Here is a 26,971-nt window from a genome sequence, read left to right as displayed (position 1 = left end):
ATTGGAGCTGAACGGATTTAACCGCTGGTTATGCCGCTGTGTGCCGCCAGATTAGCACATTCGCTGCCGCTCAAAGGACGCACATGGCCTTTTGATTGACGGTAGGGTTTGAAGCCTAATTTTTGGTACAGTGGCAAGGCTGCCGGATGATCAAGTGTGCATGTGTTGACAGTAACACGGCTTGGATTTCCGACCCAGCAAGCATCAATTGCATTTGACAAAAACCAACGGCCCAAACCTTTGCCTGCACCGTGGGGCATCATGCCAAAATAGGCCAAGTCATTGGTGTCAGTTGCTGTTCGATTTACTTCATAGAAGCCAGCTGGCGCGCCATCTAAATAAAGCACTGTTATTTCAATATTGGGATTGTGAATTGCTTCGGCAAGTTTCTCATCTTTGAGTCTTAAGCGCGCTTCCCAGCTCCAATGAATGCCTACATTAAAATATAAGTAGCGATAAAAATGGAGTGGCATGTCTTTGGTAACAAGCAGTGCTGCATTGATGTTTGATGGGCGCTGAGCATGTGTTTCAGGCCGCTCAAACATTTCAAGATATGTTACTGTTGTCTCTAATGTTTTCATGTTTTTTTCGAGCTTAACGCCCGGACCAAACCAATTCATATTAATCTCCAGTAACAATCGCTGTGTCTGGCTTGCTACCCCATTCAGCCCATGATCCATCATAGAGTCGCGAACTTGCTGCATTGACGGATGCTAAGGCCAGATTGATCACGGCTGCGGTGACACCAGACCCGCATGTTGTGACCACAGGTTTGGATAAATCAAGGCCAGCTTCGATCAATGTTTTTCGAAGCTCTTCGGTGTGCTTTAAATAGCCTTTGTCTGAAAGATTATTAAACGGAACATTTATTGCCGCTGGCATATGCCCTGAGCGCATTCCAGCGCGTGGTTCTGCTTCGCTGCCCTCGAAGCGACCTTTGCCGCGGGCATCAGCTATCTGGCAGCTAACATTTTGGACAATCTCATTCATTTCAGTGAATGTGACCACATTATCTGCGCTTGTTTGGCAGTCAAAAATTGTTGGCTGCGGGGTCGATTTTTCGTTCGTAACGGGGCGTTGCTCTGCTTTCCAATTATCAATGCCGCCATCCAAAACGAATACATTTTCAGCACCAAAATGGCGCAGCATCCACCAAACGCGTGGTGCTGTGAAAATGCCGGGACCATCATAAACAATGATTGTCTTTTGTCGTGTCAGGCCCATTTGTCCTGCGAGTTGGGAAAATTTCGCAGGCGAGGGCAGTGTATGCGGCAGTCCACTATCGGCATCAACAACGCGTTCATGGTCAAAAAAGACCGCACCTTGTATATGGGCTTCGTCATATTCTGTGCGCGCATCCCGATTTTGGGCAGGCAGATACCAAGCGCCATCAATGATGGCGATGTCTTCGTCATCTAAATGTTCTTCAAGCCAATCGGCCGATACAATGAACGGACTTTGTGTCATGAAAGCAATCTCGCATTGAGTATGTAACATTTGGAAAATGTAACGCTGGAAACGTTTGTTATTCCGCATTTGGCTTTTTTGAATATTGCAGCAAAACAATGCTGCTGCAAATGTTTGCTTGGATTTTAAGCCTTAAACATCATCCTCATAGGGCACGGCGATATCCACTTTTGCTTCCATCCATTCTGGTACGGGTAAGTCTTTCGAGCGCAGAAATTCAGGATTGTAAATCTTGGACTGGTAGCGATTGCCATAATCACACAGCATGGTGACGATAGTTTTTCCCGGTCCTAAATCTTTCGCCAGTTTCTTTGCGCCAGCAATGTTGATGCCAGTTGAAAGGCCCATGACCATGCCTTCTTCTTGCGCAAGGTTAAAGATAATCTCTAATCCTTCTTTGTCCTCTGCTTGATATGCGAAATCAGGTTTGAAGCCTTCCAGATTTTTGGTGATACGGCCTTGGCCAATACCTTCTGAGACTGAACCGCCTTCAGATTTGAGCTCGCCTTGCGTGTAGTAGGCATAAAGGGCAGCGCCCATTGGATCGACAAGGCCAATTTTTACGTCAGGATTTCCAGCGCGTAGTGCTTCCGCAGTTCCAACCAAAGTGCCGCCTGATCCACAAGCGCAGATAAAGCCATCAATTTTGCCATCTAAGTCGCGCAAAATTTCAGGCCCTGTGGTTTCAATATGGGCTTGGCGGTTGATAACATTATCAAACTGATTGGCCCAGATCGCGCCGTTTGGTTCTGTTTTGGCAAGCGCTTCGGCTAATCGCGCTGAAACCTTGATGTAGTTATTTGGATTTTTGTAGGGCTTAGCTGGCACTTCGACCAATTCTGCGCCCATCAAACGCAATGCATCTTTTTTCTCTTGGCTCTGCGTTTCAGGAATAACGATCACTGTGCGGTATCCAAGCGCCTTGGCCACCAAGGTCATACCAATGCCTGTATTGCCTGCCGTGCCTTCAACGATAACGCCGCCCGGTTTAAGTTGCCCTTTTTTTTCTGCATCTCGAATAATAAATAAAGCTGCGCGGTCTTTGACGGACTGGCCAGGATTCAGAAATTCGCATTTGCCATAAATATCGCAACCGGTTTCCTCCGATGCGCGTTTTAGGCGTACAAGGGGCGTGTTACCAATGAGGTCGATGACGGAGCTGTGCATAGCGCAATCCTTTTATTGTTTTGACCTGCAAATTAGGGTTGTGCGTGCGTTCGGGCAAGTCAGAATTGGTTAGATAAACAACTGAAGATGATAAATATTTGCTTTGGCGCATGGATATTAGAAATTTAGCCTCAAAACTGATCCGATTTTGATTGCGGTGCGTAATAACAAAGTGGCTTAAGAAGTAAGTGAACGAGTCACGACAGGCTGATAAGATTGACACGTTCATATGAAGACGGGACGAGCATGACGATAGACTTTGACAATTTGGACGCGCTGCTTTCCGCTTATGTTGCAGGGAGCCTGCCTTTGCCCTTGCAAGTTATGATGGCATCACAGCTGCAATTATCCAATCAACATCACGCTTTTGTTGCAGGCTTGGAGCGTGCAGCTGGCGCTGAGCTTGAAGAATTGTCGCCTGTACCGATTTTGAAACGCGATGAAACGCTGGACCGCATATTTAATAGCGATGATAAAATGCGTACTGAAATGAAAGCGCCTGTGCATTGCGATGTTATGCCGGCTGCACTGGTTGGGTTTGTTGGACGCAGCGTTACTGATATTCCTTGGAAAACCAAGCTGCCGGGTTTCAAGGAATTTGATTTGGGCAATGTGGATGGCTGTGATGTGTCCATGTTTTGGATACGCCCAGGTAGAACAGTGCCCATGCACACGCATGAGGGCAAAGAGCTTTCGCTTGTTTTGCAAGGTGCATTTACGGATGAGCGCGGTGCATTTGGACGTGGCGATATTTCGATTGCTGACGAGAATGTTGAGCATCGGCCTACGGCAGATATGAGTGCGCCGTGTATTGGCTTTGCTGTTACGGACGGGCCGCAGCGCCTGAGCGGATCATTAAAGCAGCGCATAGGCGACATTCTAGGCGCTTATTAAACGTCGCAAGATTTGGAACCAATCAGGCTCTCGCGGCGTAGTGCTGGGAGAGCTTTTTTATGGAAAACAGTATGAACCTTTATCAAATTTCAGCTGGCGACGGTGTTGTGTGGATTACTGGCGCAAGTGGCGGCATGGGGCGCGAACTTGCGCTTCAGATGGTGCGCGAGGGATATGTTGTTGTTGGCAGCGCGCGCGGCGAAGATAAGCTGAAGGAAATGGAGGCAGAAACCGCCTCATTTAAGGGCCGTTTCCATGCGCTACCATGCGATGTGACAGACCGTGACAGTATGGCGGTTGCTGTTGAAGAGATTGAATCATCGTATGGCCCCATACGTCTAGCCGTGTTTAATGCTGGTAATTATTGGCCAACGGCAGGCGAAGCACTTGATATTGATGCTTTTCGCAAAACATATGAAATCAATGTTTTTGGTATGCTGAACGGGCTTGTTCCTGTGGTTGAGAAAATGAAGGTTCATGGAAAAGGGCAAATCGCGCTTGTGGCATCTGTATCTGGTTACTCTGGTTTGCCAGCTGCAGCCGCTTACGGTGCATCAAAAGCTGCGATCAACAATATGGCGGAGTCTTTGAAATTCGATTTTGATAAGATGAATGTTCGCATTCAGGTCGTCAATCCGGGCTTTATTGATACGCCGCTTACCGAGAAGAATGAATTTAATATGCCTGCTTTGATGCCCGTTGATAAAGCTGTGCGCCGAATGATCAGCGGTTTTGAACGTGGTGGTTTTGAAATTACTTTCCCGCGCCGGTTTACTTATCTGCTGAAAATTTTGCGTATGTTGCCGCATCGTGTTTATTTTTGGCAAATGAAGCGCGCAACAGGTTGGAAAGAACGGCCTTTGAAGTTTGGCGATACGGCAGCAGCTAAAGTACAACGCAAAGTTTAATGGCTTTCGATTTTGCTGCGCAGTTCGCGCTGCATTTCTTCCGTCAATGGAAAATTCCATACCAATGCGATTGCACCAAGTTTAAGCAGGGCAGGTATCCATGCGTAGATTATTGCAAGCGCACTTAGCGATGTGTCGCTTTGCTGAGTGCTTATCTCAGGTTGAAAACCGAAAAGTCCAAGCAGTGGAAAGGCAAAGCCCACCGCTAGTGCCAGCGACATTTTTGTCGACAAGCTCCATGCTGCAAAATATGTGCCTGAGCGTTGTTCGCCTGATGCCGCGGTGTCGATGTCGATGACGTCGGCCTGAATTGATGCGGGCAGCGATAGGTCAAAACCAACGAGCAAACCAGTCATCGCGCAAATGAAGGCGAAAGCCATTACATCGCCATGTGACAGAAACGGCGTGAACGCAAAAATGATCGTCGCCGCCAACATGCCATAAGCCCAAGCGCGGTGCTTAGAGGTGCGTTTCGCGATGAAGGCGGCCAAGGGCACGCCCGCAACTCCGCACATAAAGTATAAAAACAAAAGCGGCCCACGCATTTCTGGTGCGCCGAGATAATCTGATACGAAATAAAGAAAAAGCGTGGCTGGAATGCCGTTTGCGAGGCCGTTGACAAAGAAGGCCGCGATTAACCGCAAAAACGGCCTGTTGTTTTTCAAATGGCGAATGCCTTCGGTAAAGCTTACCGCTTGCCGCGTATATTCGCGTGGCTCCGGTACTTTCCAAATGGTGAGGCTGCCCAGAAGCGGCAAGGTCAATGCGATAACAATGCCAAGCAGTGCCAAACCGTGAAAACCATTGGCGTTGTGCGTGCCAATTGCGAAAGGCAGTGCGATCGCAATCAAGGTGCCGATAAGTGTTAAAGCTTCGCGCCAAGCTGTGATCGTTGTGCGCTTTTCATAGTCGCCAGCCATTTCTGCGCCCCATGCGTAAAATGGAATGAGGCAGGCGGTGTAGCCAAAGGATAAAACAGCGCCCCAAAAGGCTAGATACCAAATCGTGGCCTCTATTGGCGGCCAGAAGATCATGAGTGCTGCAAAAGCAGTAAGCGGTAAAGAAAGCGCAAAAAGTGTTCGCCTGCGGCCAAAACCAATCCGCAATTTGTCTGCGCCATAGCCGATAAGCGGATCGTCAATGGCATCAATAATACGCACAAATAAAAGCGCTGCGCCAACGGATGTCAGCGATAGGCCGAGTGTTTCTGAATAGAACGTTGGCACCAATATATAAAGCGGCAGCGTGAGCGCGGCGAGGGGCATTGCAGGCAATGCATAGATGATGATGCGCGCAAGCGTGAGATTGGAACCACGATCTTTCAATGTGTACAATTTCCAATTGGTGAATCAATACAGCGTGTTGCGATCATTGGTGGATAAAATGATTCAAGGTAGGTGGCGCGAATGCGCGTGACTTATTGTACACGTTCATAAACGACTTGGCGCACATCAATGAATTCTTCTTCAAAACCGGCTTCACAATAATAGAGATAAAACTCCCAAAGTCGTTTGAATCGATCATCGAAACCCATGGTTTTTAGAACATCCCAGCTTTGCCAGAAACGCTCGCGCCATTCAGCTAATGTGCGGGCATAGTCACGTGCGAAAATGCGTTCATCCTGTTTTTTCAAACCGATTTCGATAGGCAGTTGATCAAGCATAGAGGGCGGCGGCAACATGCCGCCTGGGAAAACATAACGTTGAATAAATTCAGGGTTTTCACGGTAGAAGGGAAATGTTTTCTCATTGATTGTAATGATTTGCAGGCCTGCTTTGCCGCCGGGCTTTAAGACGTCGCGTAGTTTTTCAAAATATGTGCCCCAATAGGCTTCGCCAACGGCCTCGAACATTTCTATTGAGACAACTTTATCATATTTTGCGCGCTCATCGCGGTAATCTTGAAACTTGAATGTGACCTTGTCAGAAAGGTTGGCAGCGCGAATACGCTCCCGTGCAAAATCCAATTGCTCACGGCTGATCGTCAAGCCTGTAATTTTACAACCAATTTCACGCGCCGCAAATTCTGCAAACCCGCCCCAGCCACATCCAATTTCCAAAACGTGATCGTCTTTTGTTATGCCCGTAGCCTTTGCAAGCGCACGATATTTAGCCGTTTGTGCTGATTGCAGATCATTCGCGCCGTCCTGATAAAGGGCAGACGAATATGTCATCGTTGGGTCAAGCCAAGCGGCATAGAATTTATTGCCAAGATCATAATGTGCTGAAATGTTCTGTCTGGCTTTGGCTTTGGTGTTTCTGTTTAGCCAATGGCGCAGCTTGCCAAATGCGGTCATGATTTTACTGCTGCTGGCGAGGCGATTGCCCCATTCTTCATTGATGACAAACAGGCGCAGAAAGGTCGTTACATCAGGGCTAGACCAATCGCCATTCATGTAGCTTTCTGCCACACCAATGGTTGCACCGCTCAAGGCGCGTTTGGGCAAGTTCCAATTATGCAGAACAAGCGCTGCGTTAGGGCCTTCTTCGCGTCCTTCGATTTTAATCACACGGCCATCGGGCATCTGAATGGTCAGTGTGCCTTTTGGTAATTGCAATGCGAGTTTAAGCGCAAGACGTGCTTTTACGGGCAGGCCGCGCGCGTAATTGCGCAAGTTTTCTGCGGTCAATGGCTCTGCAGAGGCCGAAAGATCATCCATGCTGTTTGTTGCGTGTGACATATCAATCTGTCTCGTTTCTTCTGTTTATAAAGTTATACAAATTATTCGGCAGGTCCAGTAATACGGTCTTTGTAACTGACCGGATCAGGCGGCGTGCCTCTTGCGCGGTACTTTGCGCCCTTGATCCAAAGCTTGAGTGCTTCCCAATGGATGCCTGCAACTACCTTCAATGTCATAAAGGGCAAGCGAGCGACCTGACCAGCAAGCGCAAGCGTTTTGAAGGGCTTTGCCTCGCCGATAAATGTCGCTGATAAAAGCGGGTCTGTGCCATCGGTTTCAAAAATGCGGATTTTAACCTTTTTGCCAGGCGGCGTAATGCGGAAATGGTATCGCATACCCATGTCGATAAAGGGAGAAACGTAGAAGATTTTGGTGCGTTCCTGCCGCAGTCCTGCGCTCGTAAGCTGTCCATTTTCGACCTTGCAAACATAGCTATGTCGCTCACCAAATGTGTTGCGAACTTCGTAAATGACAGCGGTCAAATGATCGTTTTCATTATAGCAAAAATACACGCTGATTGGGTTGAAAACGAAACCTAGAATACGCGGATAGGCCAGAAGAAGAATGCGGTGAGGGCGCTGCACACCTGCTTCCTGCGTCAATGCCGATGCATAATCGCGTAAGCTACGCTTCTCACCTTCAGGCAGGTGATCACGCTGATAAAAGCTAATGAGATTAAAGCGGTCAACTGAAAACAGGGGAGACAATCTGGAGGCATCTGCCAGCTTGTCTAGGTCAAACAAGCAATTGAAAACGCGGTAATTGAAGCGATGTCCAAACGGTTTTAAGCGCGCATGCATTACCTTGCCGGGATACAGCTTTGCTGCTTGTTCCGGCGGCGGGAACAGTGCTTGATTTGACATATTTTGCATATGCATATCCACAGTCTATTCGGCCGCAACGGCAATTGGAAGTGTTTCAGGTAGCGCCGAGCGCCAAGGCACATGACCGCCCAGCGCTTCAGCGGCCGCCAAGCCGGAACGCAATCCGTCTTCGTGGAAGCCAAAACCTGTCCAAGCACCGGCAAAAAAGATGTTGTCGTTGCCTTGTAGAAACTCAATGCGTTTTTGAGCATCAAATGCGGCTTGATCATATTGTGGATGGTCAAAGCTCCATTCGCCGAAGACTTTGGTTGGGTCAGGTTCACGCGTTGGGTTGAGTGTTACAAACAGTGGTTTTGAACTGTCAATATTTTGAAGCCGGTTCATCCAATAGGTGAGGCAGATTTCGCTTTCATCTCCATTGGCTTCTGTTTCACGCATATAGTTCCATGCAGCCCACGCTTTGGTGCGTTTTGGCATAAAGCGAACATCGCGGTGCAGGACGACGCGGTTCGGCTTATATTTGATGTCAGATAGAACACTTTGCGTTTCCAACGGCCCATTGCCAGCAGCAAGAATGGCGCGCGCTTGATCTGAGTGGCAGGCAAATACCACGGCATCAAAATGTTCAATTTTGCCATTTTGATCGGTTAGTGAAGCGCTGCCATCATCATTGTTATGAAGCGCGGTGATTTGCGTGTTTAATTTTACGCTGTCGCCGAGTGCGCTGAGTAATTTTTGATGATAGTTACGCGATCCACCAGAAACCGTGCGCCATGTTGGTGGCTCTAGTTCAAGAAGGCGGTGGTTTTCAAAGAACTGAATGAAAGACAATGCAGGAAAAGCCAGCATTTTTATTTTGGGCGTAGACCAGATCGCTGCGGCCATTGGAATTAAATAGTCATCTTGAAACCGCTTTGAGAACTTTCTCTTGTTTAAATATTGACCGATCGTCATCGTGCCAAGATAGCCGCTGTCACGGTCTTTTAGGCATTGCTTATTGAAGCGCACGACCTCGCGCAGCATCCATAAAAAGGACGGTGAAAAAATATTGGCTTTTTGAGAGAAAACAGTGCTGAGGCTAATGCCGCACCATTCACGCTGGCCGCCATTGAGCGATAGCGCGAAACTCATATTGGTTTCCTCAGATTTCACACCGAGAAAATCAAACAAAGCGCAAAGATTTGGATAGTTGCGCTCGTTGAAAACAATAAAGCCCACATCCACAGCAATGGGTGTGCCGTCATAATCGACATCAACGGTACATGTGTGCCCGCCAGCGCGGCCTTCTGCTTCATACAGCGTGACGTCCTGCGTGAAATTCAAAGACCAAGCTGCCGCTGCGCCAGAAATACCACTGCCGATGACTGCAATTTTTTTGCGCGGCGCGGGTGTATTTATGTTCATCCGGTGCTCTTTCTCATGGTTTGGTATGCGGCCAAAGCTCGCTCGCGCGCAGTTTTGTGATCAACGACGGGGTTGGGATACGTATCGCCGAGGGTCACACCTGCATTTTTAAGGATTTTCTCGGGGGCTTCCCAAGGTTTGTGTATGTATTTGTCAGGAACATCACGCAGTTCGGGGCAGTAAAGTTTCACATAAGCGCCAAGCTTATCGAATTTTTCGCCCTGCAGAATCGGATTGAATATACGGAAATATGGAGAGGCATCAGCGCCGGAGCCTGCAACCCACTGCCAGCTTGCCGTATTGGATGCGGGATCTGCATCTACCAATGTGTCCCAGAACCATTTTTCGCCTTCGCGCCAATCAATCAGCAGGTGCTTTACCAAGAACGAAGCAACGATCATTCTGACGCGATTGTGCATCCATCCGGTTTGCCAAAGTTGGCGCATGCCTGCATCAACGATGGGGTAGCCGGTTTTGCCCTGTTGCCAAGCCGCCAAGTGTTTTTTGCTGCTATTCCACGGAAAAGCATCAAACTGACTATTATAGTTCTTGTTTTTTAAATCTTCGAAATTGACCAAGAGATGATAAGCAAATTCGCGCCAGACGACTTCTTTTCGAAATGTCTCTTTATTGGGCGTATGGGTGCAATGCTTCGCATTCACCTCAGACCAGATTTGATAGGGTGAAATTTCACCAAAGGTGAGGTGCGGTGATAGTTTTGATGTATCATGTTTGGCAGGGAAATCACGCCCTTCTTTATAATCATTGATGGGCCCATCAAGAAAATCATCCAAACGTTCTAACGCGCCTTGCTCTCCAGGTGTCCATTCATCTGAAATGCCGCCTGACCAGTCTGGCTTTGTTGGGAGCAACGCCCAATCCTCAAGCGAATCGCTTTTTATGGTTTTGCTGTAGGGTTTAAGTGTTTGTGGCTTGGGGGCAGGGTCGCGAGGTTCATCCTTGCCTGACAGCGCGCGCCAAAAGGGTGTGTAAACCTTGTAAGGACCACCCGAGCCTGTGCGCAGTTTAGTCGGCTCATGCAGTAATGCGCCATCAAAGCTGATTACCTCAATGTCATCATTGGTCAGCTCGCTTTTAAGCTCTGTGTCGCGCTTGATGTGGCTTGTCGCATAGCGCCTGTTCCACAGAACGGTTTTCGCACCTGTATCATCGATTAAACTCTTGATGATTTTGTTTGGCGAGCCGCGCTTTAGAATCAATTCTGCGCCGATAGCTTTTAATGATTTTGATAGTGCGATTAGCGAATGATGCAGCCACCAAAGCTGCGCGCCGCCATAATGCGTTGTCTCGTCTGCATCTTCATCCAATATATAAAGGCAAATCACCTCTTGGTTGCTTTGCGCTGCCTTTAACAATGCGGCGTTGTCAGCAATCCTCAAATCATTGCGAAACCACACAATGATTGGGCCGTCTGGTAATGATGGATTCGTTGCAGTCGGCATAGGATCAGAGCGCCCAAAGTTACATTAAAGCATTTGTTGTTTCTGCTTACGCAACGCCAGACGTTTTAGATCATTCAAGAATGTCGATTTATTGAAATATGCGCTGAAAAGAAAAACCGGCTGATGCGATTTGCATCAACCGGTTTTAATTGGCTCCCCGAGTAAGATTCGAACTTACGACCGATCGATTAACAGTCGATTGCTCTACCGCTGAGCTATCGGGGAATATCTTGCGATGAGCGCTCATAACAAAAGGTATTTTGTTTTGCAAAGGGACTTTTGAGAAAAAGTCACAATTTTTTTGTTTGATGCCAAAATAATGCTTTGAAGCGAGATAAATGCTGGCAGATCGAGGCAGAAATTCACATATAAGCTTAATGCAAGATAAATCTGATCATCATTTGAAGCTGTTTGGTCGCTCCATACGTTTACCAAGGCGTCGCTTCATGCGCGTTTTGCTTGGTGTTGCATTGATTCTCGGCGGCATATTGGGCTTTTTGCCAATATTAGGCTTCTGGATGCTACCGCTTGGAATATTCGTTTTGAGTCATGATTCTAAAGCTGCGCGGCGCTTTAGTCGTAAAATGGCTGTGAAAATAGGGCGTATAAAAGCCAATTTTCGCGCTAATCGTGATTCAAAGCAAAAATAATAGGTACAATAATGATTGCCCTGCTTGTCGTTTTAAAAACGCTCTGTTAACAGATGCCGCGATACGCAGTGGTATTAGGGCCTCGTGGCGGAGTGGTTACGCAGCGGATTGCAAATCCGTGTACTCCGGTTCAAATCCGGACGAGGCCTCCATTTTCTTATTGCTGCACACCGAAAAGCGCAGAGATCAATCGATGATGGAAAATTACACAGAGCTTCGTCGTGCAATGGTTGATAGCCAGGTTCGCACAACAGATGTGACCGAGCTGCGCTTAATTGAAGCGATGTTCGAAATTCCGCGTGAGGCTTTCGTACCAGCAAAAACCAAGCCGCTTGCTTATATTGATGATGAAATTCTTGTCACATCCCCAGATGCAGCGCAGCCGCGTTATCTTATGGAGCCATCGCCTTTCGCTAAGCTAGCGCAGATGGCTGATATTGGTTCGGATGATTTGGTTCTCGATATTGGTTGTGCAACGGGTTATTCATCTGCCGTATTTTCTAAACTTGCCGGTGCTGTTATTGCGCTTGAGAGCGACGAAGACCTTGCAAACAAGGCATCAGAGACTTTGGCATCGCTTGGGTTTGATAATGTTGTGGTTGTTACTGGCGAACTGAATGCAGGTTTTGCCGGTGAAGGGCCATATGATGTGATCTTTTTGAACGGCGCAGTTGATACTGTGCCTGAAGCGCTTCTCGCACAGCTTAAAAATAACGGCCGTTTGGCTGTGATTGAAGGGCGCGGAACGACAGCTTTTGCACGTCTTTATATTAAAGACGATGAAGGCGTTGTATCGAGCCGTAAAACATTCAATCTTTCTGCGACAACTTTGCCGGGCTTTGTGAAAGAGCCAGAATTCTTATTTTAAACCTTAAACTTACTGACATTGTGGTGCGAATTAACAACGGTTAACTTATTAAAACTGTAAACACTGTGTCTATGACAATTTTGTAACTTGAGTTTTGCGCCTCAATTGCCTTATTGCGATCATACGGTTTAATAAGCGTGCTTAGTCAGATTGGGATTTGTTATATGCGTCGGTCAATTTTTTCAGCGGTTCTGACTTTGACTGTTTGTATCGCTTCAGCCGCGCACAGTGCTGAAACAATTTATGGCGCTATGGCGAAAGCCTACGAAAACAATCCCAGCTTAAACTCGGCTCGTGCTGGTTTGCGCGCTGTTGATGAAAATGTTCCGCTTGCAAAATCGGGCCATCGTCCTCGCGTTCAGGCAACATCTTCACTTCTATATAATTTTGATGCTGACAAACGTGGGTATAGCTCTGCGAGCTTTGGCGTTGAAATAAATCAGTCAATTTTTGATGGGTTTCAGACACGTAATAATATCAAAGGCGCGGAAGCTGGTGTTCGTGCAGAACGCGCTAATCTTCTAAATACAGAGCAAAATACGCTTTTTGATGCGTCGCAAGCATATATGGATGTTTTGCAAAATCGCCAGATAGCTTCTCTGCGGGCGCAAAACATTGATTCGCTTAATGAGCAACTACGCTCTGAGCGCTCTCGCTTTGAGGTTGGTGAAGGCACACGTACTGATGTTGCGCAAGCGCAAGCCAGTTTGGCTGCCGCTCGTGCGCAACTTATTGCTGCACAAGCGCAAGTAAAATCATCCGAAGCAATTTACATGCAAATTGTCGGTACAGAGCCGGGTGCTTTGAAAACGCCAGCACCTCTTTCTAAGCTGTTGCCACGTTCTCTTGCACAAGCAGAGCAAATTGCCTTTTCAAGCCATCCTGCAATCGAAGTACGCAATGCACTGGTTGATAGTGGTCTGTTCTCAGTTAAAGCTGCTGAAGGCGCGTTTCTGCCGCAGGTTGGTATGAGTGCGTCTGTTACGCAAAGTTACAGCAGTTCGGCATCGGGCGGTTCTGTGTCTGGTGATAGTTCGGGTTCTTCGACAAATGGCCGTGTCGGTTTGAGCGTGACAGTGCCTATTTATCAAGGCGGTCAAGCGTCTGCGACTGTGCGTAAAAGCAAAGAGCAGTTAGGCCAAGCACGTTTAGAAGTTGATGTGGCGCGTAATCAAGTTCGTGCGGCCGTTGTGTCTGCTTACACGCAGCTTGAAGCGTCTCGTGCCTCTGTGAGTGCCAACCAGGAAGGCGTGAGCGCCGCCCGTCTAGCACTAAACGGCGTTGTTGAAGAGCGCAGCGTTGGCCAGCGCACAACACTTGATGTTCTTAATGCCCGCACCGTTGTTCTTAACGCCCAAATCGCATTGGTTCAGGCGCAGCGAAACCAAGTGGTATCAAGCTATGCGCTTGCTTCTGCCATAGGGCGACTAAATGCCAAGCGTTTGGGCTTGAGCGTTGCCGTTAAAGACCCTGAAGAACACTATAATGCTGTTAAAGATAAATGGTTCGGTTTGCGCACGCCTGATGGTCGCTAACCGCTTTTACTGGTCTCGGTAACCATTTTAACGGTTATTCTTGTGGGTTGTAGAATCAATTTCCCATCAGCGATTCTCATTTCCAAATCTATGCGCTAAGTTGACGTATGATTCGGTACGCCGAATGTTCAGTGGATAATTGTAGAGTGGGTGACATGGCGCAGACCAATCCGGTGCAAGACCAACCTTCAATGGATGATATTCTAGCTTCGATTCGCCGTATCATTGATGACGGTAATAAAAAGTCGGACGTCACGACTATCGTTAAAGAAGCTGTTGCAAATGATGACATTACGCCTGCGCCAAGCGCACAGGTTGATTTGGTGTCCGCTGCCGATCTTCTTGGGGCAGAAGTTGCCGAGCAAACTGAACTATCTGTAGATGATGCGTTTGATGAAGTTGGTGTTCCTGAGCTTGATAGTTTTCTGGAATCCCTTGATGCGAAATATGAGACGTCTGAAACCAATGTGGTGCCGCTGGAAGCTGTAAAAGTGGCGGATAGTGTTGCGGAGCCTGAAAGCGTGGATGTTCAGACAATTGAACCAGCACAAAAGAAATATGAGCAGCGTTTTACGCATGATGACCGCACCGCTTTTGAAAAAGTGGGTAGCGCACTTGCTGCAAAAACATCTGATTATCAGCAAGTGACTGCTAATATACGTCCTTCAGCACCTTCATATATGCCGGAAACAAAACGCAATTTGGTTTCTGATCAGGTAAAATCCGTTATCGGCAATTCATTTGAGAGCCTTTCTGAAGCGCTGGCAAATGAAGCGGGACGTGACCTGCCTGCCATGACAGAAGACTTGCTGAAACCAATGTTATCTGACTGGCTTGATAATAATCTGCCGGCAATGGTTGAGCGCTTGGTTCGTGCTGAAATTGAGCGTATTGCGCGCGGCGAGTGAATTTGCCGCCATGTGAACTGCTGGCCCTGTGTTGACAGCAGGGCTTCTATCCGATTTATCCAAGCTCATACTCTTTATGATAATTAGCCGTTGAACGGCGCGGATTTTTCGATGCTAGATAAGACTTTTGACGCGGCCAATGTTGAGCCGCAAATCGCCAAAAAATGGGATGATGCAAACGCTTTTGCTGCCGGAGCAGGCGCACGCGAAGGTGCGGAACCATTTTCTATCGTAATTCCGCCGCCCAATGTTACTGGCTCTTTGCATATGGGCCACGCACTCAACAACACGCTTCAGGATATAATGGTTCGCTACCAGCGTATGCTTGGCAATAATGTGCTGTGGCAGCCAGGTATGGACCATGCGGGTATTGCTACGCAGATGGTTGTTGAGCGCCAGCTGAATGCCGAAGGCAAAAAGCGTAACGATTTTACGCGTGCGGAATTCATCGAGAAAATTTGGGAATGGAAAGCCGAAAGCGGTGGCACGATTTTCAATCAGTTAAAGCGTCTTGGTGCTTCATGTGATTGGTCGCGTGAGCGCTTTACGATGGATGAAGGTCTATCAGAAGCGGTGCTCAAGGTTTTCGTTGAGCTTTATAATGGAGGCTTGATTTACCGCGGCAAGCGTTTGGTCAATTGGGACCCGCATTTTGAAACCGCAATTTCTGATCTGGAAGTCGAGAACACCGAAGTTGATGGCCATATGTGGCATTTCAAATATCCTTTGGCGGACGGTGCAACATATATTTATGTTGAAAAAGATGAAGACGGCAATGTGGTTCTTGAAGAGACGCGCGATTATATTTCGATAGCGACAACACGCCCAGAAACCATGCTGGGTGATGGTGCTGTTGCTGTTCATCCTTCCGATGAGCGCTATGCTTCAATTGTTGGCAAGCTTTGTGAAATCCCTGTTGGACCGAAAGAACATCGCCGTAAAATTCCTATCATAGCAGACGAATATCCTGACAAGGATTTTGGTTCTGGTGCAGTTAAAATTACCGGCGCGCATGATTTCAACGACTATCAAGTTGCCAAGCGCAATAATATTCCTCTGTACCGTTTGATGGATACAAAGGCATCTATGCGCGCTGATGGCGATGCCTATGTTGAAGAAGCGGCGAAAGCAAAAGCAATCGTTGAAAGTGGCGAGCTGCCTAGCGAAGCTGTTGTTGATACGATCAATCTAGTGCCGGATGAATATCGCGGACTGGACCGCTTTGAGGCGCGCAAAAAAGTTATTGCCAATATTTCCGCTGAAGGTTTAGCGGTTATGACTACGGTTACGCTTAAAGACGATGAAGGCAATGAACGTGAGGAGAGTGTTCCTTACGTTGAAAATAAGAAGATTATGCAGCCGTTTGGTGACCGCTCTAAGGTCGTTATCGAGCCTATGTTGACAGATCAATGGTTTGCCGATGCGGAAACGCTGGCCAAACCTGCGCTTGCGTCCGTTAAAGAGGGCCGCACAAACTTTGTGCCGAAAACATGGGAAAACACCTATTATAATTGGATGGAAAACATCCAGCCATGGTGTATTTCGCGCCAGCTTTGGTGGGGGCATCAAATCCCTGCTTGGTATGGTCCTGATGACCGTGTTTTTGTGGCGAAAAATGAAGGTTTGGCGCTTGAGGCGGCAATCCAGCATTATATTTCTCATGAAGGGCCGTGGAAAGCTTGGGTCGAGAATAAGATTGAGGCATCTGAAACGCAGAGCATATTGCAGCGCGATCCAGACGTTCTCGACACATGGTTCTCATCTGCGCTATGGCCGTTTTCAACGCTTGGTTGGCCTGAAAAGACCAAAGAGCTTGAGGCTTATTACCAAACGGATGTGATCGTTACCGGTTTTGACATTATTTTCTTCTGGGTTGCCAGAATGATGATGATGGGCAATCACTTTATGAAGGACGAAGACGGGCAATCTGTCGAGCCGTTCCATACGGTTTATGTCCACGCATTGGTGCGTGACAAGGACGGGCAGAAAATGTCCAAGTCCAAGGGCAATGTTATTGATCCACTGGAATTAATGGATGAATACGGCACGGATGCGCTGCGCTTTACGCTGGCGATTATGGCAGCCCAGGGCAGGGATGTTCGGCTCGATACTGACCGTATCGCTGGCTATCGCAATTTTGGCACCAAGCTGTGGAATGCGACGCGCTTTGCACAGATGAACGATGTTGCGCATGATCCGAATTTCAAACCGGAAGATGCCAAACTGCCTGTTAATCGCTGGATTTTGACCGAACTTTCACGTGCGGTCAAAGAGGTTTCGACGGGCATTGATACGTATCGCTTCAATGATGCTGCATCAGCGGCTTATAAATTCGTTTGGAACAATTTCTGCGACTGGTATCTGGAACTGCTAAAACCTGTTTTCCAAGGTGAGGACGAAGCGGCTAAAAAAGAGGCTCAGGCTTGCGCTGCCTATGTTCTCGACCAAGCTTATAAAATGCTGCATCCGTTTATGCCTTTTATGACTGAAGAGCTTTGGGGATTAACAGCTGCAAATCGTGAGACTCTGATTTGCCATGCGCCTTGGCCTAAAGCCGAGTTTTCTGATGATGAAGCCGCTGACGAAATTAATTGGTTGATTGAGTTGGTATCGGGCATTCGTTCTGTACGTGCAGAGATGAATGTGCCGCCATCCGCCAAGGCGCCGTTGATTTTTGTTGATGCTGGTGACGTGACACGCGGCCGGATGGAGCGCAATGCTGCGGCTATTCAGTGGTTGGCACGGGTGGAAGCACTTTCTGTGGCTGATGTTGCACCAGAAGGCTCTGCGCAAATCGTTGTGGGTGAAAGCACAGCTTGTTTGCCACTTGGCTCACTTGTCGATGTGGCGGCGGAAAGTGCGCGCATCGAAAAGGCAATTGGCAAGGTACGCGGCGACATGGCTAAAATTGAAGGCAAGTTGAACAATGAGAAATTTGTTCAAAATGCCAAGCCGGAAGTCGTCCAAGCTGAGCGTGAAAAACTGGCAGAATTCAAACCTACATTGGAGAATCTTGAGGCTGCACTTGCCCGCGTTAAAGCGCTTTAATGATTCGAGATTTCAATTTTGATGCAAAACAGACCGTTGACGCTTACGTCAACGGCCTGTTTTTGTATGATCAGTCGTAAAGATGTGTTCTTGTGACACAATTGCAACATATTGTTGGCGATTCAGCTCGAAATGAGGTTTTTTAAAGGGTGTTCAAGGGGGATGCGACGATTTCACCTGCTTAAATAACTTTTTTGTTACAATTAGGAGTGTCTCATTTTGCTTCAGTAGCGCTAAAAAGTGCCACCTTACGTGGCGTTTGGGCCTCAAAAACGGCCCTTTTGGAAAATCTTCTTGAAGTAGTAACCTTATTTGAGTGAGATAGGGTTAATTCGTTTTCTGGAGGGGGGCACATGTCTAGCTCAATCAAAAAAATTATTCTCGGTTTCGCTGGTGCGACAATTCTTACAACTGCAGCTAGTGCAGGTGGCTTTAGCCGCGGCACAGCAGATACAGATATTCTGTATGAAGATGGTAATTTCGTGTCGCGTTCGTCTATGACGTTTGTGTCGCCTACACAAAATCTTAAAACCCAAGGAACTAGCGCTCCAGAGTCTTCTGATTTGCTTGAAAGCTATGTTATTCCTAGCTTTGCCATGAAGTTGGAACCCGTTGAAGATATTGCTTGTGCTGGCACTTATACAACGCCATTTGGTGGTAAGTCTGACTATAGTGGTACTGCAGATGGGTATGATACTAGCTCGGCAACTCGTTCAGTAAAGCAAGACTTCGTGACAAATGAACTTGGTTTGACTTGTGGTGTATCATTCAATGCCGGCCCTGGAAAATTCACAATTTTGGGTGGCGCATTTTATCAGTCTTTGGATTTTGAACAGCTGATTGGCCATAACCCAAAAGTGGGCGGCGTGCCTACAGCAGCTTTACGCCTTAGTGATGATGGATATGGCTATCGTGTAGGTGCTGCTTATGAGATTACTGAAATCGCATTGCGTGCACAGCTTATGTATCGCTCAGCGGTAAACGTTGATGCTAACGGAAGTTTGGATAATTTATTCACTGGCAAGCCCATTAATCCTTTTGCTACTGGTAAGGCTACTTTCCCGCAAAGTGTTGAATTGAAAGTTCAGTCTGGTGTTGCACCAGGCTGGCTTGTATATGGCGGCGTTAAGTGGACAGACTGGAGCGTTTTTGATGTTCTTGAATACAATGCGGAGGGCACGCCAGCTTCCCTAAACTTCTTCTGGAAGGATGGCTGGACAATTAATGGTGGTGTAGCACATCAACTTAATGATGCACTCGCCGTTACTGCTGGCCTGACATGGGATCGCGGTGTTGGCACCGGACACGACCTTCAAGAATCGGATGTTTGGACTGCTAGTGCAGGCGCGTCTTTCAAACCAAGTGAAAACGTTGAGTTCCGTGGTGGTGTTGGCTATTCTTGGTTCGGCGCAGCGTCACAAGACTTTAAGGCTAATGGCAAAGTGGGTGGATTTGTTTCGGCACCAGGTACTAGCACAGCAGAAGCAGGTTCTGCGCTTGGTGTGAACATCAGTGCGAAAATTAAATTCTGAAATCTAAAATTCAGATTTTTAAAAACCCGTCCTTGTGGCGGGTTTTTTATTTGTGCGGTTCTGTTCATTTTGTGACGATTCAGCAACAGTTTGGTTAGAACTATTGTTGTAAAGTTACGTGAAGGTTGTTTGCCGCGATCCCGCCACAAAGATTAATCAATTACGAAGACATGTGAAAACCGCATTTAAATGTCAGTCAATAGATATTGAATGTTGGAGCGAATGATAGAAATTAAGATTGCTCACCTTTATGATATGGTGGAGCAGAGGAACTGAAGTGTTGCGTGGATATCTCATAGATAACCTGACCGTATTCAGGAATTTGGGCCATTATGCCAAGCTTGCCAGCCGGCCAGCGATGCTCGTGTGCTTTTGCGCAGGGCTCTTATTGAGCATACCTGCACATGCATTCGACCAGCAAGATGGTGCGGAGCCTACGGGTGAACGCAAAGCTTGGACGACATTCAGATTTGGTTTTTCAGCCTATAAAAGCGGACGCAAAGACGAAGCTTTTAAAGCGTATAGCGATGCTGCCAAGGATGGGCACATTGGTGCGCGTTGGAAGCTGGCAAAAATGTATGCTGCTGGTGATGGCGTTGAAGAAAATGATTTTGAAGCTTTTCAAATTTTACGCGGCATTGTGAAAGAAGGCGCTGAGCAAGGCAGCCGGGATTCATCTTTTGTTGCGGATGCTTTGGTGTCGATTGGCGCTTATGTACAGCGCGGTATTGCTGGATCGCCTGTGAAAGCTGATCCGGCACGTGCGCGTGATATTTATTGGCAAGCGGCTGCAAACTTCAAAGATGCTGATGCTCAATTTGAACTTGGTAAAATGTTTTTAAGCGGTGAGGGCGGCGCTGTTGATCCTCGCCAAGCGGGGCGCTGGTTTAATTTGTCCGCAAGTAAAGGCCATGCAGGATCGCAAGCCATGCTTGGTAAAATGATGTTTGATGCGGGCAAGACTGTAGAAGGCTTAGGCCTGATGACCGCTGCTTTGCACAATGCCGAAGAAGGCGATCGAGGCTGGATTAGAGCGATGCAGGAAGAAGCTTTTGCTGTTTCCTCTGAAGCGGATAGACGCACTGGCATCTCTTACGGTGATAGTTTAGCGCGCAATTAGTGCGCGGCAAAATTTGGTGTTCCTTTAATAATGAGGTCAATTTCAACGATGAGCGTTAGCACCAAGTTGAAAGTGCTCCAGCTGTTCGTAGCTGCTTTATTTACGCTCATCGCAAACGTATTTTTTCCAATTGGCGATACTGGTTTTGTCGTCTTCTTCGTGCCGATTATGTTCTTTGCAGCCTATCTATGGGCCGGAATTTTATTCTTCTTCGCTGATTTGATCAGGAAGCTTATTGCGAAACCGCAAGAACGGCTGTTTGCCATCACCATGCTTGGATCAAGTGTTTTTATAACTGCGATGTTGATTGCTGCATATTGGCTTATCAAAGATAGCCTTGGTATCGGCGGGACCATATTTTACGCGATCATTGCCTATTGCGTGTTTTCTATTGTTTGCTGGTTTCGCCGCCATACGGCAAGCTATTATGCAGCGCTAGAAGCCGAGCAGAGAAATGCCGAAAGCACAGATGTGGCCGCAGATAATAAAAGCCTTTAGCTAAAGCGCACAGGTATCGGTTGCGCATGTTTTTTAAGAGAGCCAAGCGGACATTCTTGTTCTAGAATTTTCCATGACGTATTGTTTAAAACGCGGCTGCATGTGGCCAGAACATTACCAGAAGGCAGGTTTAAGCATACTGTAATGCCCTCTGGCACCGAGCGGTCTTTAAACCGGCAAGTACATTCACTTTTAGCAAAAGAAGTGACTGGTATGAGAGCCGTAAAAATAGCTGCAAGCAGTACCAATCGTGTCGATGATAGCTCGTATTTCATTGAAATAGCCTCCCATCTTATGATGGAAGGCTCTCACAGAACTTCAATTCGTGCAAGTTGAGCTTTATTCTTCGTCTTTGCGGGCAAAAGGATTGAGGGTCGGCATTGATCGATTTTGCCGTGTTGAAAACGTGCTTTTGGGCGTTTTATCTTTGTTGGGGGCCTTGTGATCGGCGGCCCTGATCGCGCCAATCGTATTCATGAAATGCGCGCTATCTTGCATATCGGCAAGGATCATATTGCCATGTGCGGCAGCCGTGCTGATCGTATCAAGGCGGTTGGTATCCATAAGCAAATGCAGCGCTTCTTGTTCAGATAAGCCTGAATTAGTCAGCGTTGCCATCGCAGCTTCCATGCCATGGGCAATGGCTTTGCGCATATTGGCAATGCCTTCACCTTGTAGCTTTTTGGATTCGCTTTCGGCCTGAGCAACACCGACCAGCTCGATGCGTTTTGCATCGGCGATATTTTGTGCAGCTTCTTTTTCGCGCTCGGACGCGATAACGCGGTTAAAGGCATCGCGCACTTCAACACTTGGTTGCGGCTCATCAATCAGTACGTTTTCAATAGAGTAGCCATAGCGGATAAAGCGCTCCTGCAAAGCTTCCTGTACTTGCTCCTCAATGGCATCACGGTTTTGATAGAGATCGATCATTGTCATACCAGAAGCGGATTGGCGTACATTGTTCAGCACATAGCTTGTGATCTGCTGTTCTGGGTCCTCAAGCTCGTAATGGGCACGTACGGCGCCTTCAGGTTCAGAGCTCGCACGGTACTGGGCTTTGACAGGAAGCAACATGAACGCATTGTCGGATGTCTTAACTGAAACATCCGCAGAAATTTCTTGAAGCTGCAAATTGACCTGCGCAACCATAATATCAATTGGCCAAGGCAATTTGAATGTTAGTCCTGACATTTTAGCCTTAGGAAGGGGGCGGCCAAATCGCTCGACGATGCTCGCACGCTTACCTGGCGTGATAACAATAATGCTCCAGATGATCAAAACTAAGAATATCAGTCCGGCAGGCATCAAAAACAGGGTGAGTTCGCTCATATCGCTATCCTAAAAAACAAAGCTTATTTTGATGTGGTGATAAACTGCAAAGGTTTCAATTGTGCGAATGCGGCTACTCAGCCAATGTTTGACCTAAAATGGCGCCGCCAAAATAAGTGGCTAGATAGATTGCGACGACAATTATCGTTTGTATCGTACCGCGCGCGGGGCCGCGTGTTTGTATCAAATGCATCCAGATGCCGATTGGGAAAAACAGAAGGGCGCTGATAATCACCCATTTTCCAGGTCGTTTTTGTTTGAAGTCGGCTGCATCCAAATAAAGCCAATAAACTACCAGCACGGACATTATGAGCGTGTAGACTAAAATATATTGTTCAACCAGCTGTGGTCTATAGCCGTCAAGAAGCCCAGCTAGAAACATAACCGTCAAAATGACGCTGGCAAGGCGGTCCTGCTTGCGCCAGCTCATTAGAAATTGAGTTCGGCCGCAACGGGCACATGGTCGGACGGTTTTTCCCAAGCGCGGACGTATTTTTCGACATCAACACTGACCAATTTGTTCGCCGCCTCTGGCGAGAGCATCAAATGGTCAATGCGAATACCGTTGTTTTTTTGCCAAGCACCCGCTTGGTAATCCCAAAAAGTATATGTTTCCGGCGCGTCGGTCACAGAACGCAGCGCATCGGTAAAGCCAAGATTGGCAAGACGGCGAAAAGCTGAACGGCTTTCAGGCCGAAACAGTGCATCGCCTTCCCAAACTTTTGGGTCATGGCAATCAACAGGCATAGGGATGACATTGTAGTCACCGGCAAGGATAAGCGGCTCTTCAAGCGCTAAACGTTCTTGTGCCCATGCTTCTAAACGGTCCATCCAGCCAAGCTTATAGGGAAATTTTATGGAGTCAGCGGCGACGGGATTGCCATTGGGCAGATAAAGCGAAACCACGCGCAATGCGCCATGCTGCGTTGAAACAACACATTCAATAAAGCGGGCTTGTTCATCGGCATCATCACCGGGCAAGCCGCGATTGACCTCATCAAACGGCAGCCGCGATAAAATTGCGACGCCGTTAAAGCTCTTTTGACCGTGCGTTACAAGATTATAGCCCAGCGATTCGAACTCTTCACGCGGGAAGTTTTCGTCAACCGATTTGATTTCTTGAAGGCACGCAATGTCGGGTTTCGATTGTTCGAGCCAATCTTTTGCCGTTTGTAGGCGCGCTTTAACGCCGTTGATATTCCATGTTGCGATTTTCATTAGACGCTGAAACTCGTGCCGCAACCGCAAGATGCTACTGCATTTGGATTCTTGATTTGAAAGCTTTGGCCAACAAGATCATCAACAAAATCAATGACCGAACCGCCCATATACACTAAGGAAAGCTCATCAATGAGGATGGTTGTACCGTCTTTTTCATAGACAATATCATCATCATTGCGCTCTGATGTCAGATCAAACTTGTAGGAAAATCCAGAGCAGCCGCCACCTTCAACCGAAACGCGCAAGGCGTTGTTGTCCGTTTCGTTTTTAAGCACTTTGGCAACGCGTGCAAATGCTGCGTCGGTTATCTGAACTTGTTTTGATGGTTCGTGGGCGGTCATGATTTGCTCCAATCTTCTCTATAGGTATGGACGCGAAGGGCGCTCGTCAATATGTGTAGGTTGAAACATGTTTGAGGCATGAACAAGGACAGGTTCCGGTGGTGCAGTTTGACGATATAGGGTTTGGCGGTGGATTACGCGCAGCTTTTGCGAGCAATCCTGAAAATTCCAAAGGAAGATTGGTGCCGGAGCGCGAGAGCCCGACACGTACACCCTTCCAAAGAGACCGCGATAGAATTGTTCATTCGACTGCTTTCAGGCGCTTGAAACATAAAACACAAGTGTTTTTTAGTCATGAAGATGACCATTACAGAACACGCCTAACGCATACGATTGAAGTGGCTCAAATTGCGCGGGCATTGGCGCGTGCATTTCGTTTAGATGAAGATTTAGCAGAAGCTATCGCGTTGGTGCATGATTTTGGCCACACGCCTTTTGGGCATACGGGCGAAGATATTCTTGATGAAATGATGGCTGATTTTGGTGGGTTTGATCATAATGCCCATGCGCTCAAGGTTGTTACCGAATTAGAGCATCGTTATGCGGATTTTGATGGTCTCAACTTAACGTGGGAGACGCTTGAAGGGCTTGTGAAACATAATGGCCCTTTGCTTGGTGAAGATGGGCAATCGCTGGATGGTAAGCCGCTGCCGCGCGCTATCGAAAATTACAATGCTAAAAACGATCTTAAGCTTGCTGACCATGCGAGTTTAGAGGCGCAAGTCGCTGCTATTGCCGATGACATAGCTTATAACACTCATGATATTGATGATGGTTTGCGCGCTGGATTGCTTTCTTTTGATTTGTTGAAAGAAGTTGAACTTGTTGGTGAGCAATTAGCGATTGTTGATGGCAAATATCCTGATCTTGACCAGACACGACGCGGCCATGAAACAACGCGCCGCGTTATGACTGTGATGGTTGAAGATGTGATCCGGACCGCTGGCGAAAACCTTAGCTTACTGAACCCTAAGTCCGTTGATGATATTTATAATGCCGGTCAGACAATTGTGACTTTTTCATCTGTGATGAAAACGCGTGAAAAGGAACTGAAACGTTTTATGTTCGCAAATATGTATCGCCATGAGAATGTTTTGCGGGTGCGCGCACAGGCTGAAGACATTGTTCGGGATCTGTTTAAGCGATATATGCAAAACCCTGCTGATATGGGCGGCGAATGGGCAGACCAAGTAACAAAACTTGATCAGCAAGCGCTGGCTCAGCGCGTATCAGACTTTTTGGCTGGTATGACGGACAATTTTGCGATTGCGCAGCATCGACGGTTGTTTGACCAAACGCCCGAATTGCGGTAGCAGCGCCACACACAATTAACGCATTTGCGTTTCAAAATTTCAGGAATGTTGACATGAATATCTTTTCCGCGTTTCGCGAGCGGGTGATTACTGCCGTTGAAGGTCTCCAATTGGAAACCCGTGATGGTGGGGCATTGGAAACTGCACGTGTCAATGTTGAGCCACCGCGTGATCCTTCACATGGCGATATAGCGACCAATGCTGCGATGGTTATTGCCAAACAAGTTGGCGAAAACCCACGTGTGCTTGCAGAAAAAATTGCGAGCGCTTTGGAACAAGACGCTGATATTGTTGAAACATCAATTGCTGGACCTGGTTTTGTCAATCTTCGTATTTCTAACGAATTTTGGTTGGCGCAGCTTAAATTAATGGCGAGCGAAACCGTTGAATATGGTCGTTCTGATATTGGCGGCGGCAAGAAGGTCAATGTTGAATTTGTTTCAGCGAACCCTACTGGCCCTATGCATGTTGGCCATTGCCGCGGTGCGGTGATCGGTGACACGCTGGCCAATTTGATGAAATTTGCGGGTTTTGACGTTGTAAAAGAATACTACATTAACGACGCTGGTGTGCAGATCGATGTATTGGCGCGCTCTGTTATGCTGCGTTACCGCGAAGCGCTTGGCGAAGTTATTGGTGATATGCCGGAAGGCCTTTATCCCGGTGATTATCTTGTGCCGCTGGGCGAAGCCTTGGCGAAGCAATATGGCGAAGCGCTTAAAGAAAAAAGCGAAGAAGAAGCGCTCGCTATCATCAAGGATGCGGCCATTGATGCGATGATGGCGCTTATCCGCGAAGATTTGGCCGCGCTTAATGTTCATCATGATGTGTTCTTTTCAGAGCGCACTGTGCATGATGACAATGGCGCGAAAATTAAAGCGGCTTTGAACGATATGACGCTAAAAGGTCATGTTTATCGCGGCACACTTCCGCCGCCAAAAGGTCAATTGCCTGATGATTGGGAAGACCGTGAACAGGTTCTGTTCCGCTCAACTGAAGTGGGCGATGATATCGACCGGCCGCTCGTTAAGTCTGATGGCTCGTACACTTACTTTGCCGCCGATGTTGCTTACTTCGTTGATAAGTTTGAGCGCGGCTTTGAGGAAATGATCTTTGTGCTTGGTGCCGACCATGGTGGTTATGTCAAGCGGATGGAAGCTTTGGCACGGGCCGTATCTGATGGAACTGTCGATCTGACGGTCTTGCTTTGCCAGCTTGTGAAATTGCTGCGTAATGGCGAACCTGTAAAAATGTCCAAGCGGGCAGGGCAGTTTGTGACCTTGCGCGATGTGGTTGATGAAGTTGGCCGCGATCCTGTGCGGTTTATGATGGTTTATCGGAAAAGCTCCGAACCGCTTGATTTCGATTTTGCTAAAGTGACAGAGCAGTCAAAAGATAACCCCGTATTCTATGTGCAATATGCTTCAGCACGGTGTTATTCTGTCTTTAGGCAGGCGCGTGAGCAGATTCCTGGCATCACGGCTGATCTTGAATTGCTTCACATGTTGGATGATGAGAGCGAAATTGCACTTGTGCGTAAATTAGCTGAATTTCCGCGTATTGTGGAATCTGCGGCTATGGCGCAAGAGCCGCACCGCGTCGCTTTTTACCTTTATGAGCTAGCCAATAGCTTCCATGGACATTGGAATAAAGGCAATGACAATGAACACTTACGGTTTGTTAAGGTTAACAATCCACAATTGACCTCTGCCAGACTTGGCTTGGTGCAAGGCGTTTTGAACGTGTTGCGCTCTGGTCTTGGAATATTGGGCGTGGACTCACCTGAAGAAATGCGGTGATA

The 26,971-nt window shown here is 47.5% G+C and carries 25 protein-coding genes and 2 tRNA genes; 13 read left to right on the top strand and 14 right to left on the bottom strand.

Annotated features, from left to right (window positions below):
- Positions 1-17: 17 nt before the first annotated feature.
- The 3 genes from C504_RS0104245 to C504_RS0104235 all read right to left on the bottom strand — a co-directional run bounded on the left by C504_RS0104245 (position 18) and on the right by C504_RS0104235 (position 2,634).
- The gene (locus C504_RS0104245) at positions 18-620 is read right to left on the bottom strand and encodes a GNAT family N-acetyltransferase (RefSeq protein WP_018688061.1); all 603 of its coding nucleotides are present in this window, start codon (positions 618-620) and stop codon (positions 18-20) included.
- 1 nt (position 621) lies between these two features.
- Positions 622-1,467 (bottom strand): 3-mercaptopyruvate sulfurtransferase, encoded by an 846-nt coding sequence (gene sseA, locus C504_RS0104240; protein ID WP_018688060.1) that lies wholly within the window; start codon positions 1,465-1,467, stop codon positions 622-624.
- A gap of 132 nt (positions 1,468-1,599) precedes the next feature.
- Entirely contained in the window at positions 1,600-2,634 is a 1,035-nt protein-coding gene (locus C504_RS0104235; protein WP_018688059.1) for a cysteine synthase A, read from the bottom strand.
- 246 nt (positions 2,635-2,880) lie between these two features.
- Between C504_RS0104235 and C504_RS0104230 the strand changes: the two genes are divergently transcribed.
- The gene (locus tag C504_RS0104230) at positions 2,881-3,528 is read left to right on the top strand and encodes a cupin domain-containing protein (RefSeq protein ID WP_018688058.1); all 648 of its coding nucleotides are present in this window, start codon (positions 2,881-2,883) and stop codon (positions 3,526-3,528) included.
- A gap of 71 nt (positions 3,529-3,599) precedes the next feature.
- A complete protein-coding gene (locus C504_RS0104225; protein ID WP_041951573.1) occupies positions 3,600-4,436 on the top strand; it encodes an SDR family NAD(P)-dependent oxidoreductase in 837 nt (278 codons plus the stop codon).
- On the opposite strand, the gene C504_RS0104220 is transcribed toward C504_RS0104225, so the two are convergent.
- From C504_RS0104220 to C504_RS0104195, 6 genes are all read right to left on the bottom strand, one after another.
- Positions 4,433-5,761 carry an MFS transporter gene (locus C504_RS0104220; RefSeq protein WP_018688056.1) on the bottom strand — a complete coding sequence of 443 codons (1,329 nt, stop codon included), beginning with the start codon at positions 5,759-5,761 and terminating at the stop codon, positions 4,433-4,435. The two genes, C504_RS0104225 and C504_RS0104220, sit on opposite strands and share 4 nt — an antisense overlap.
- A gap of 92 nt (positions 5,762-5,853) precedes the next feature.
- A complete protein-coding gene (locus C504_RS0104215) occupies positions 5,854-7,116 on the bottom strand; it encodes a class I SAM-dependent methyltransferase (protein WP_018688055.1) in 1,263 nt (420 codons plus the stop codon).
- A 41-nt stretch (positions 7,117-7,157) separates the two neighbouring features.
- Complete coding sequence (locus C504_RS0104210; RefSeq protein WP_018688054.1) at positions 7,158-7,994, bottom strand: DUF1365 domain-containing protein; 837 nt, start codon at positions 7,992-7,994, stop codon at positions 7,158-7,160.
- A gap of 9 nt (positions 7,995-8,003) precedes the next feature.
- Entirely contained in the window at positions 8,004-9,344 is a 1,341-nt protein-coding gene (locus C504_RS0104205) for an NAD(P)/FAD-dependent oxidoreductase (RefSeq protein ID WP_018688053.1), read from the bottom strand.
- On the bottom strand, positions 9,341-10,807 hold the full coding sequence (locus C504_RS0104200) for a cryptochrome/photolyase family protein (RefSeq protein ID WP_018688052.1): 1,467 nt from the start codon (positions 10,805-10,807) through the stop codon (positions 9,341-9,343). The genes C504_RS0104205 and C504_RS0104200 overlap by 4 nt, the downstream gene beginning before the upstream one ends.
- A gap of 150 nt (positions 10,808-10,957) precedes the next feature.
- Positions 10,958-11,032 (bottom strand) — tRNA-Asn (locus C504_RS0104195).
- 221 nt (positions 11,033-11,253) lie between these two features.
- Here C504_RS0104195 and C504_RS17195 point away from each other — a divergent pair.
- The 9 genes from C504_RS17195 to C504_RS0104145 all read left to right on the top strand — a co-directional run bounded on the left by C504_RS17195 (position 11,254) and on the right by C504_RS0104145 (position 20,966).
- Entirely contained in the window at positions 11,254-11,457 is a 204-nt protein-coding gene (locus C504_RS17195; RefSeq protein WP_018688050.1) for a hypothetical protein, read from the top strand.
- A gap of 78 nt (positions 11,458-11,535) precedes the next feature.
- Positions 11,536-11,609, top strand: a tRNA-Cys gene (locus C504_RS0104180).
- Positions 11,610-11,650: 41 nt separating this feature from the next.
- Positions 11,651-12,325, top strand: a complete 675-nt coding sequence (locus C504_RS0104175; RefSeq protein ID WP_026317205.1) for a protein-L-isoaspartate O-methyltransferase family protein — start codon at positions 11,651-11,653, stop codon at positions 12,323-12,325.
- A 164-nt stretch (positions 12,326-12,489) separates the two neighbouring features.
- A complete protein-coding gene (locus C504_RS0104170; RefSeq protein WP_018688049.1) occupies positions 12,490-13,860 on the top strand; it encodes a TolC family outer membrane protein in 1,371 nt (456 codons plus the stop codon).
- Between the two features lie 155 nt (positions 13,861-14,015).
- The gene (locus tag C504_RS0104165) at positions 14,016-14,768 is read left to right on the top strand and encodes a DUF2497 domain-containing protein (RefSeq protein ID WP_018688048.1); all 753 of its coding nucleotides are present in this window, start codon (positions 14,016-14,018) and stop codon (positions 14,766-14,768) included.
- Positions 14,769-14,879: 111 nt separating this feature from the next.
- A complete protein-coding gene (locus C504_RS0104160) occupies positions 14,880-17,816 on the top strand; it encodes a valine--tRNA ligase (RefSeq protein WP_018688047.1) in 2,937 nt (978 codons plus the stop codon).
- 353 nt (positions 17,817-18,169) lie between these two features.
- Entirely contained in the window at positions 18,170-19,348 is a 1,179-nt protein-coding gene (locus tag C504_RS17190) for an OmpP1/FadL family transporter (RefSeq protein ID WP_018688046.1), read from the top strand.
- Positions 19,349-19,706: 358 nt separating this feature from the next.
- Positions 19,707-20,468 (top strand): tetratricopeptide repeat protein, encoded by a 762-nt coding sequence (locus C504_RS0104150; protein WP_026317203.1) that lies wholly within the window; start codon positions 19,707-19,709, stop codon positions 20,466-20,468.
- 48 nt (positions 20,469-20,516) lie between these two features.
- Positions 20,517-20,966 (top strand): hypothetical protein, encoded by a 450-nt coding sequence (locus tag C504_RS0104145; protein ID WP_018688044.1) that lies wholly within the window; start codon positions 20,517-20,519, stop codon positions 20,964-20,966.
- Here the strand turns inward: C504_RS0104145 and C504_RS17185 are convergent.
- From C504_RS17185 to erpA, 5 genes are all read right to left on the bottom strand, one after another.
- Positions 20,963-21,241 (bottom strand): hypothetical protein, encoded by a 279-nt coding sequence (locus C504_RS17185; protein WP_018688043.1) that lies wholly within the window; start codon positions 21,239-21,241, stop codon positions 20,963-20,965. The genes C504_RS0104145 and C504_RS17185 overlap by 4 nt on opposite strands.
- A gap of 64 nt (positions 21,242-21,305) precedes the next feature.
- Positions 21,306-22,295, bottom strand: coding sequence for an SPFH domain-containing protein (locus tag C504_RS0104140; RefSeq protein WP_018688042.1), 990 nt, complete (start codon positions 22,293-22,295; stop codon positions 21,306-21,308).
- A gap of 73 nt (positions 22,296-22,368) precedes the next feature.
- Positions 22,369-22,725: a hypothetical protein gene (locus C504_RS0104135; RefSeq protein WP_018688041.1), complete on the bottom strand. Its 357-nt coding sequence runs from the start codon at positions 22,723-22,725 to the stop codon at positions 22,369-22,371.
- Entirely contained in the window at positions 22,725-23,513 is a 789-nt protein-coding gene (gene xth, locus C504_RS0104130) for an exodeoxyribonuclease III (protein ID WP_018688040.1), read from the bottom strand. Before xth ends, C504_RS0104135 begins: the two co-directional genes overlap by 1 nt.
- Positions 23,513-23,857 (bottom strand): iron-sulfur cluster insertion protein ErpA, encoded by a 345-nt coding sequence (gene erpA, locus C504_RS0104125; protein WP_018688039.1) that lies wholly within the window; start codon positions 23,855-23,857, stop codon positions 23,513-23,515. Before erpA ends, xth begins: the two co-directional genes overlap by 1 nt.
- Before the next feature lie 101 nt (positions 23,858-23,958).
- Between erpA and C504_RS0104120 the strand changes: the two genes are divergently transcribed.
- Both C504_RS0104120 and argS read left to right on the top strand, forming a co-directional pair.
- Positions 23,959-25,170 carry a deoxyguanosinetriphosphate triphosphohydrolase gene (locus C504_RS0104120; protein WP_041951570.1) on the top strand — a complete coding sequence of 404 codons (1,212 nt, stop codon included), beginning with the start codon at positions 23,959-23,961 and terminating at the stop codon, positions 25,168-25,170.
- Between the two features lie 53 nt (positions 25,171-25,223).
- On the top strand, positions 25,224-26,969 hold the full coding sequence (gene argS, locus C504_RS0104115; RefSeq protein ID WP_018688037.1) for an arginine--tRNA ligase: 1,746 nt from the start codon (positions 25,224-25,226) through the stop codon (positions 26,967-26,969).
- Positions 26,970-26,971: the final 2 nt, after the last annotated feature.

The sequence above is a fragment of the Ahrensia kielensis DSM 5890 genome (assembly GCF_000374465.1).
Classification (GTDB): Bacteria; Pseudomonadota; Alphaproteobacteria; order Rhizobiales; family Rhizobiaceae; genus Ahrensia; species Ahrensia kielensis.
This window is presented reverse-complemented; position numbering and strand designations above follow the sequence as displayed.

Coding starts and splice junctions, on each gene's coding strand:
- C504_RS0104175 (WP_026317205.1), top strand. CDS start 11,651: ATGATGGAAAATTACACAGAGCTTCGTCGTGCAATGGTTGATAGCCAG.
- C504_RS0104235 (WP_018688059.1), bottom strand. CDS start 2,634: ATGCACAGCTCCGTCATCGACCTCATTGGTAACACGCCCCTTGTACGC.
- C504_RS0104145 (WP_018688044.1), top strand. CDS start 20,517: ATGAGCGTTAGCACCAAGTTGAAAGTGCTCCAGCTGTTCGTAGCTGCT.
- C504_RS17185 (WP_018688043.1), bottom strand. CDS start 21,241: ATGAAATACGAGCTATCATCGACACGATTGGTACTGCTTGCAGCTATT.
- C504_RS0104200 (WP_018688052.1), bottom strand. CDS start 10,807: ATGCCGACTGCAACGAATCCATCATTACCAGACGGCCCAATCATTGTG.
- C504_RS0104165 (WP_018688048.1), top strand. CDS start 14,016: ATGGCGCAGACCAATCCGGTGCAAGACCAACCTTCAATGGATGATATT.
- C504_RS0104205 (WP_018688053.1), bottom strand. CDS start 9,344: ATGAACATAAATACACCCGCGCCGCGCAAAAAAATTGCAGTCATCGGC.
- C504_RS0104225 (WP_041951573.1), top strand. CDS start 3,600: ATGAACCTTTATCAAATTTCAGCTGGCGACGGTGTTGTGTGGATTACT.
- C504_RS0104215 (WP_018688055.1), bottom strand. CDS start 7,116: ATGTCACACGCAACAAACAGCATGGATGATCTTTCGGCCTCTGCAGAG.
- C504_RS0104135 (WP_018688041.1), bottom strand. CDS start 22,725: ATGAGCTGGCGCAAGCAGGACCGCCTTGCCAGCGTCATTTTGACGGTT.
- C504_RS0104160 (WP_018688047.1), top strand. CDS start 14,880: ATGCTAGATAAGACTTTTGACGCGGCCAATGTTGAGCCGCAAATCGCC.
- C504_RS0104170 (WP_018688049.1), top strand. CDS start 12,490: ATGCGTCGGTCAATTTTTTCAGCGGTTCTGACTTTGACTGTTTGTATC.
- argS (WP_018688037.1), top strand. CDS start 25,224: ATGAATATCTTTTCCGCGTTTCGCGAGCGGGTGATTACTGCCGTTGAA.
- C504_RS17195 (WP_018688050.1), top strand. CDS start 11,254: ATGCGCGTTTTGCTTGGTGTTGCATTGATTCTCGGCGGCATATTGGGC.
- C504_RS0104210 (WP_018688054.1), bottom strand. CDS start 7,994: ATGCATATGCAAAATATGTCAAATCAAGCACTGTTCCCGCCGCCGGAA.
- C504_RS0104140 (WP_018688042.1), bottom strand. CDS start 22,295: ATGAGCGAACTCACCCTGTTTTTGATGCCTGCCGGACTGATATTCTTA.
- C504_RS0104230 (WP_018688058.1), top strand. CDS start 2,881: ATGACGATAGACTTTGACAATTTGGACGCGCTGCTTTCCGCTTATGTT.
- sseA (WP_018688060.1), bottom strand. CDS start 1,467: ATGACACAAAGTCCGTTCATTGTATCGGCCGATTGGCTTGAAGAACAT.
- C504_RS0104245 (WP_018688061.1), bottom strand. CDS start 620: ATGAATTGGTTTGGTCCGGGCGTTAAGCTCGAAAAAAACATGAAAACA.
- xth (WP_018688040.1), bottom strand. CDS start 23,513: ATGAAAATCGCAACATGGAATATCAACGGCGTTAAAGCGCGCCTACAA.
- C504_RS17190 (WP_018688046.1), top strand. CDS start 18,170: ATGTCTAGCTCAATCAAAAAAATTATTCTCGGTTTCGCTGGTGCGACA.
- C504_RS0104150 (WP_026317203.1), top strand. CDS start 19,707: ATGCTCGTGTGCTTTTGCGCAGGGCTCTTATTGAGCATACCTGCACAT.
- erpA (WP_018688039.1), bottom strand. CDS start 23,857: ATGACCGCCCACGAACCATCAAAACAAGTTCAGATAACCGACGCAGCA.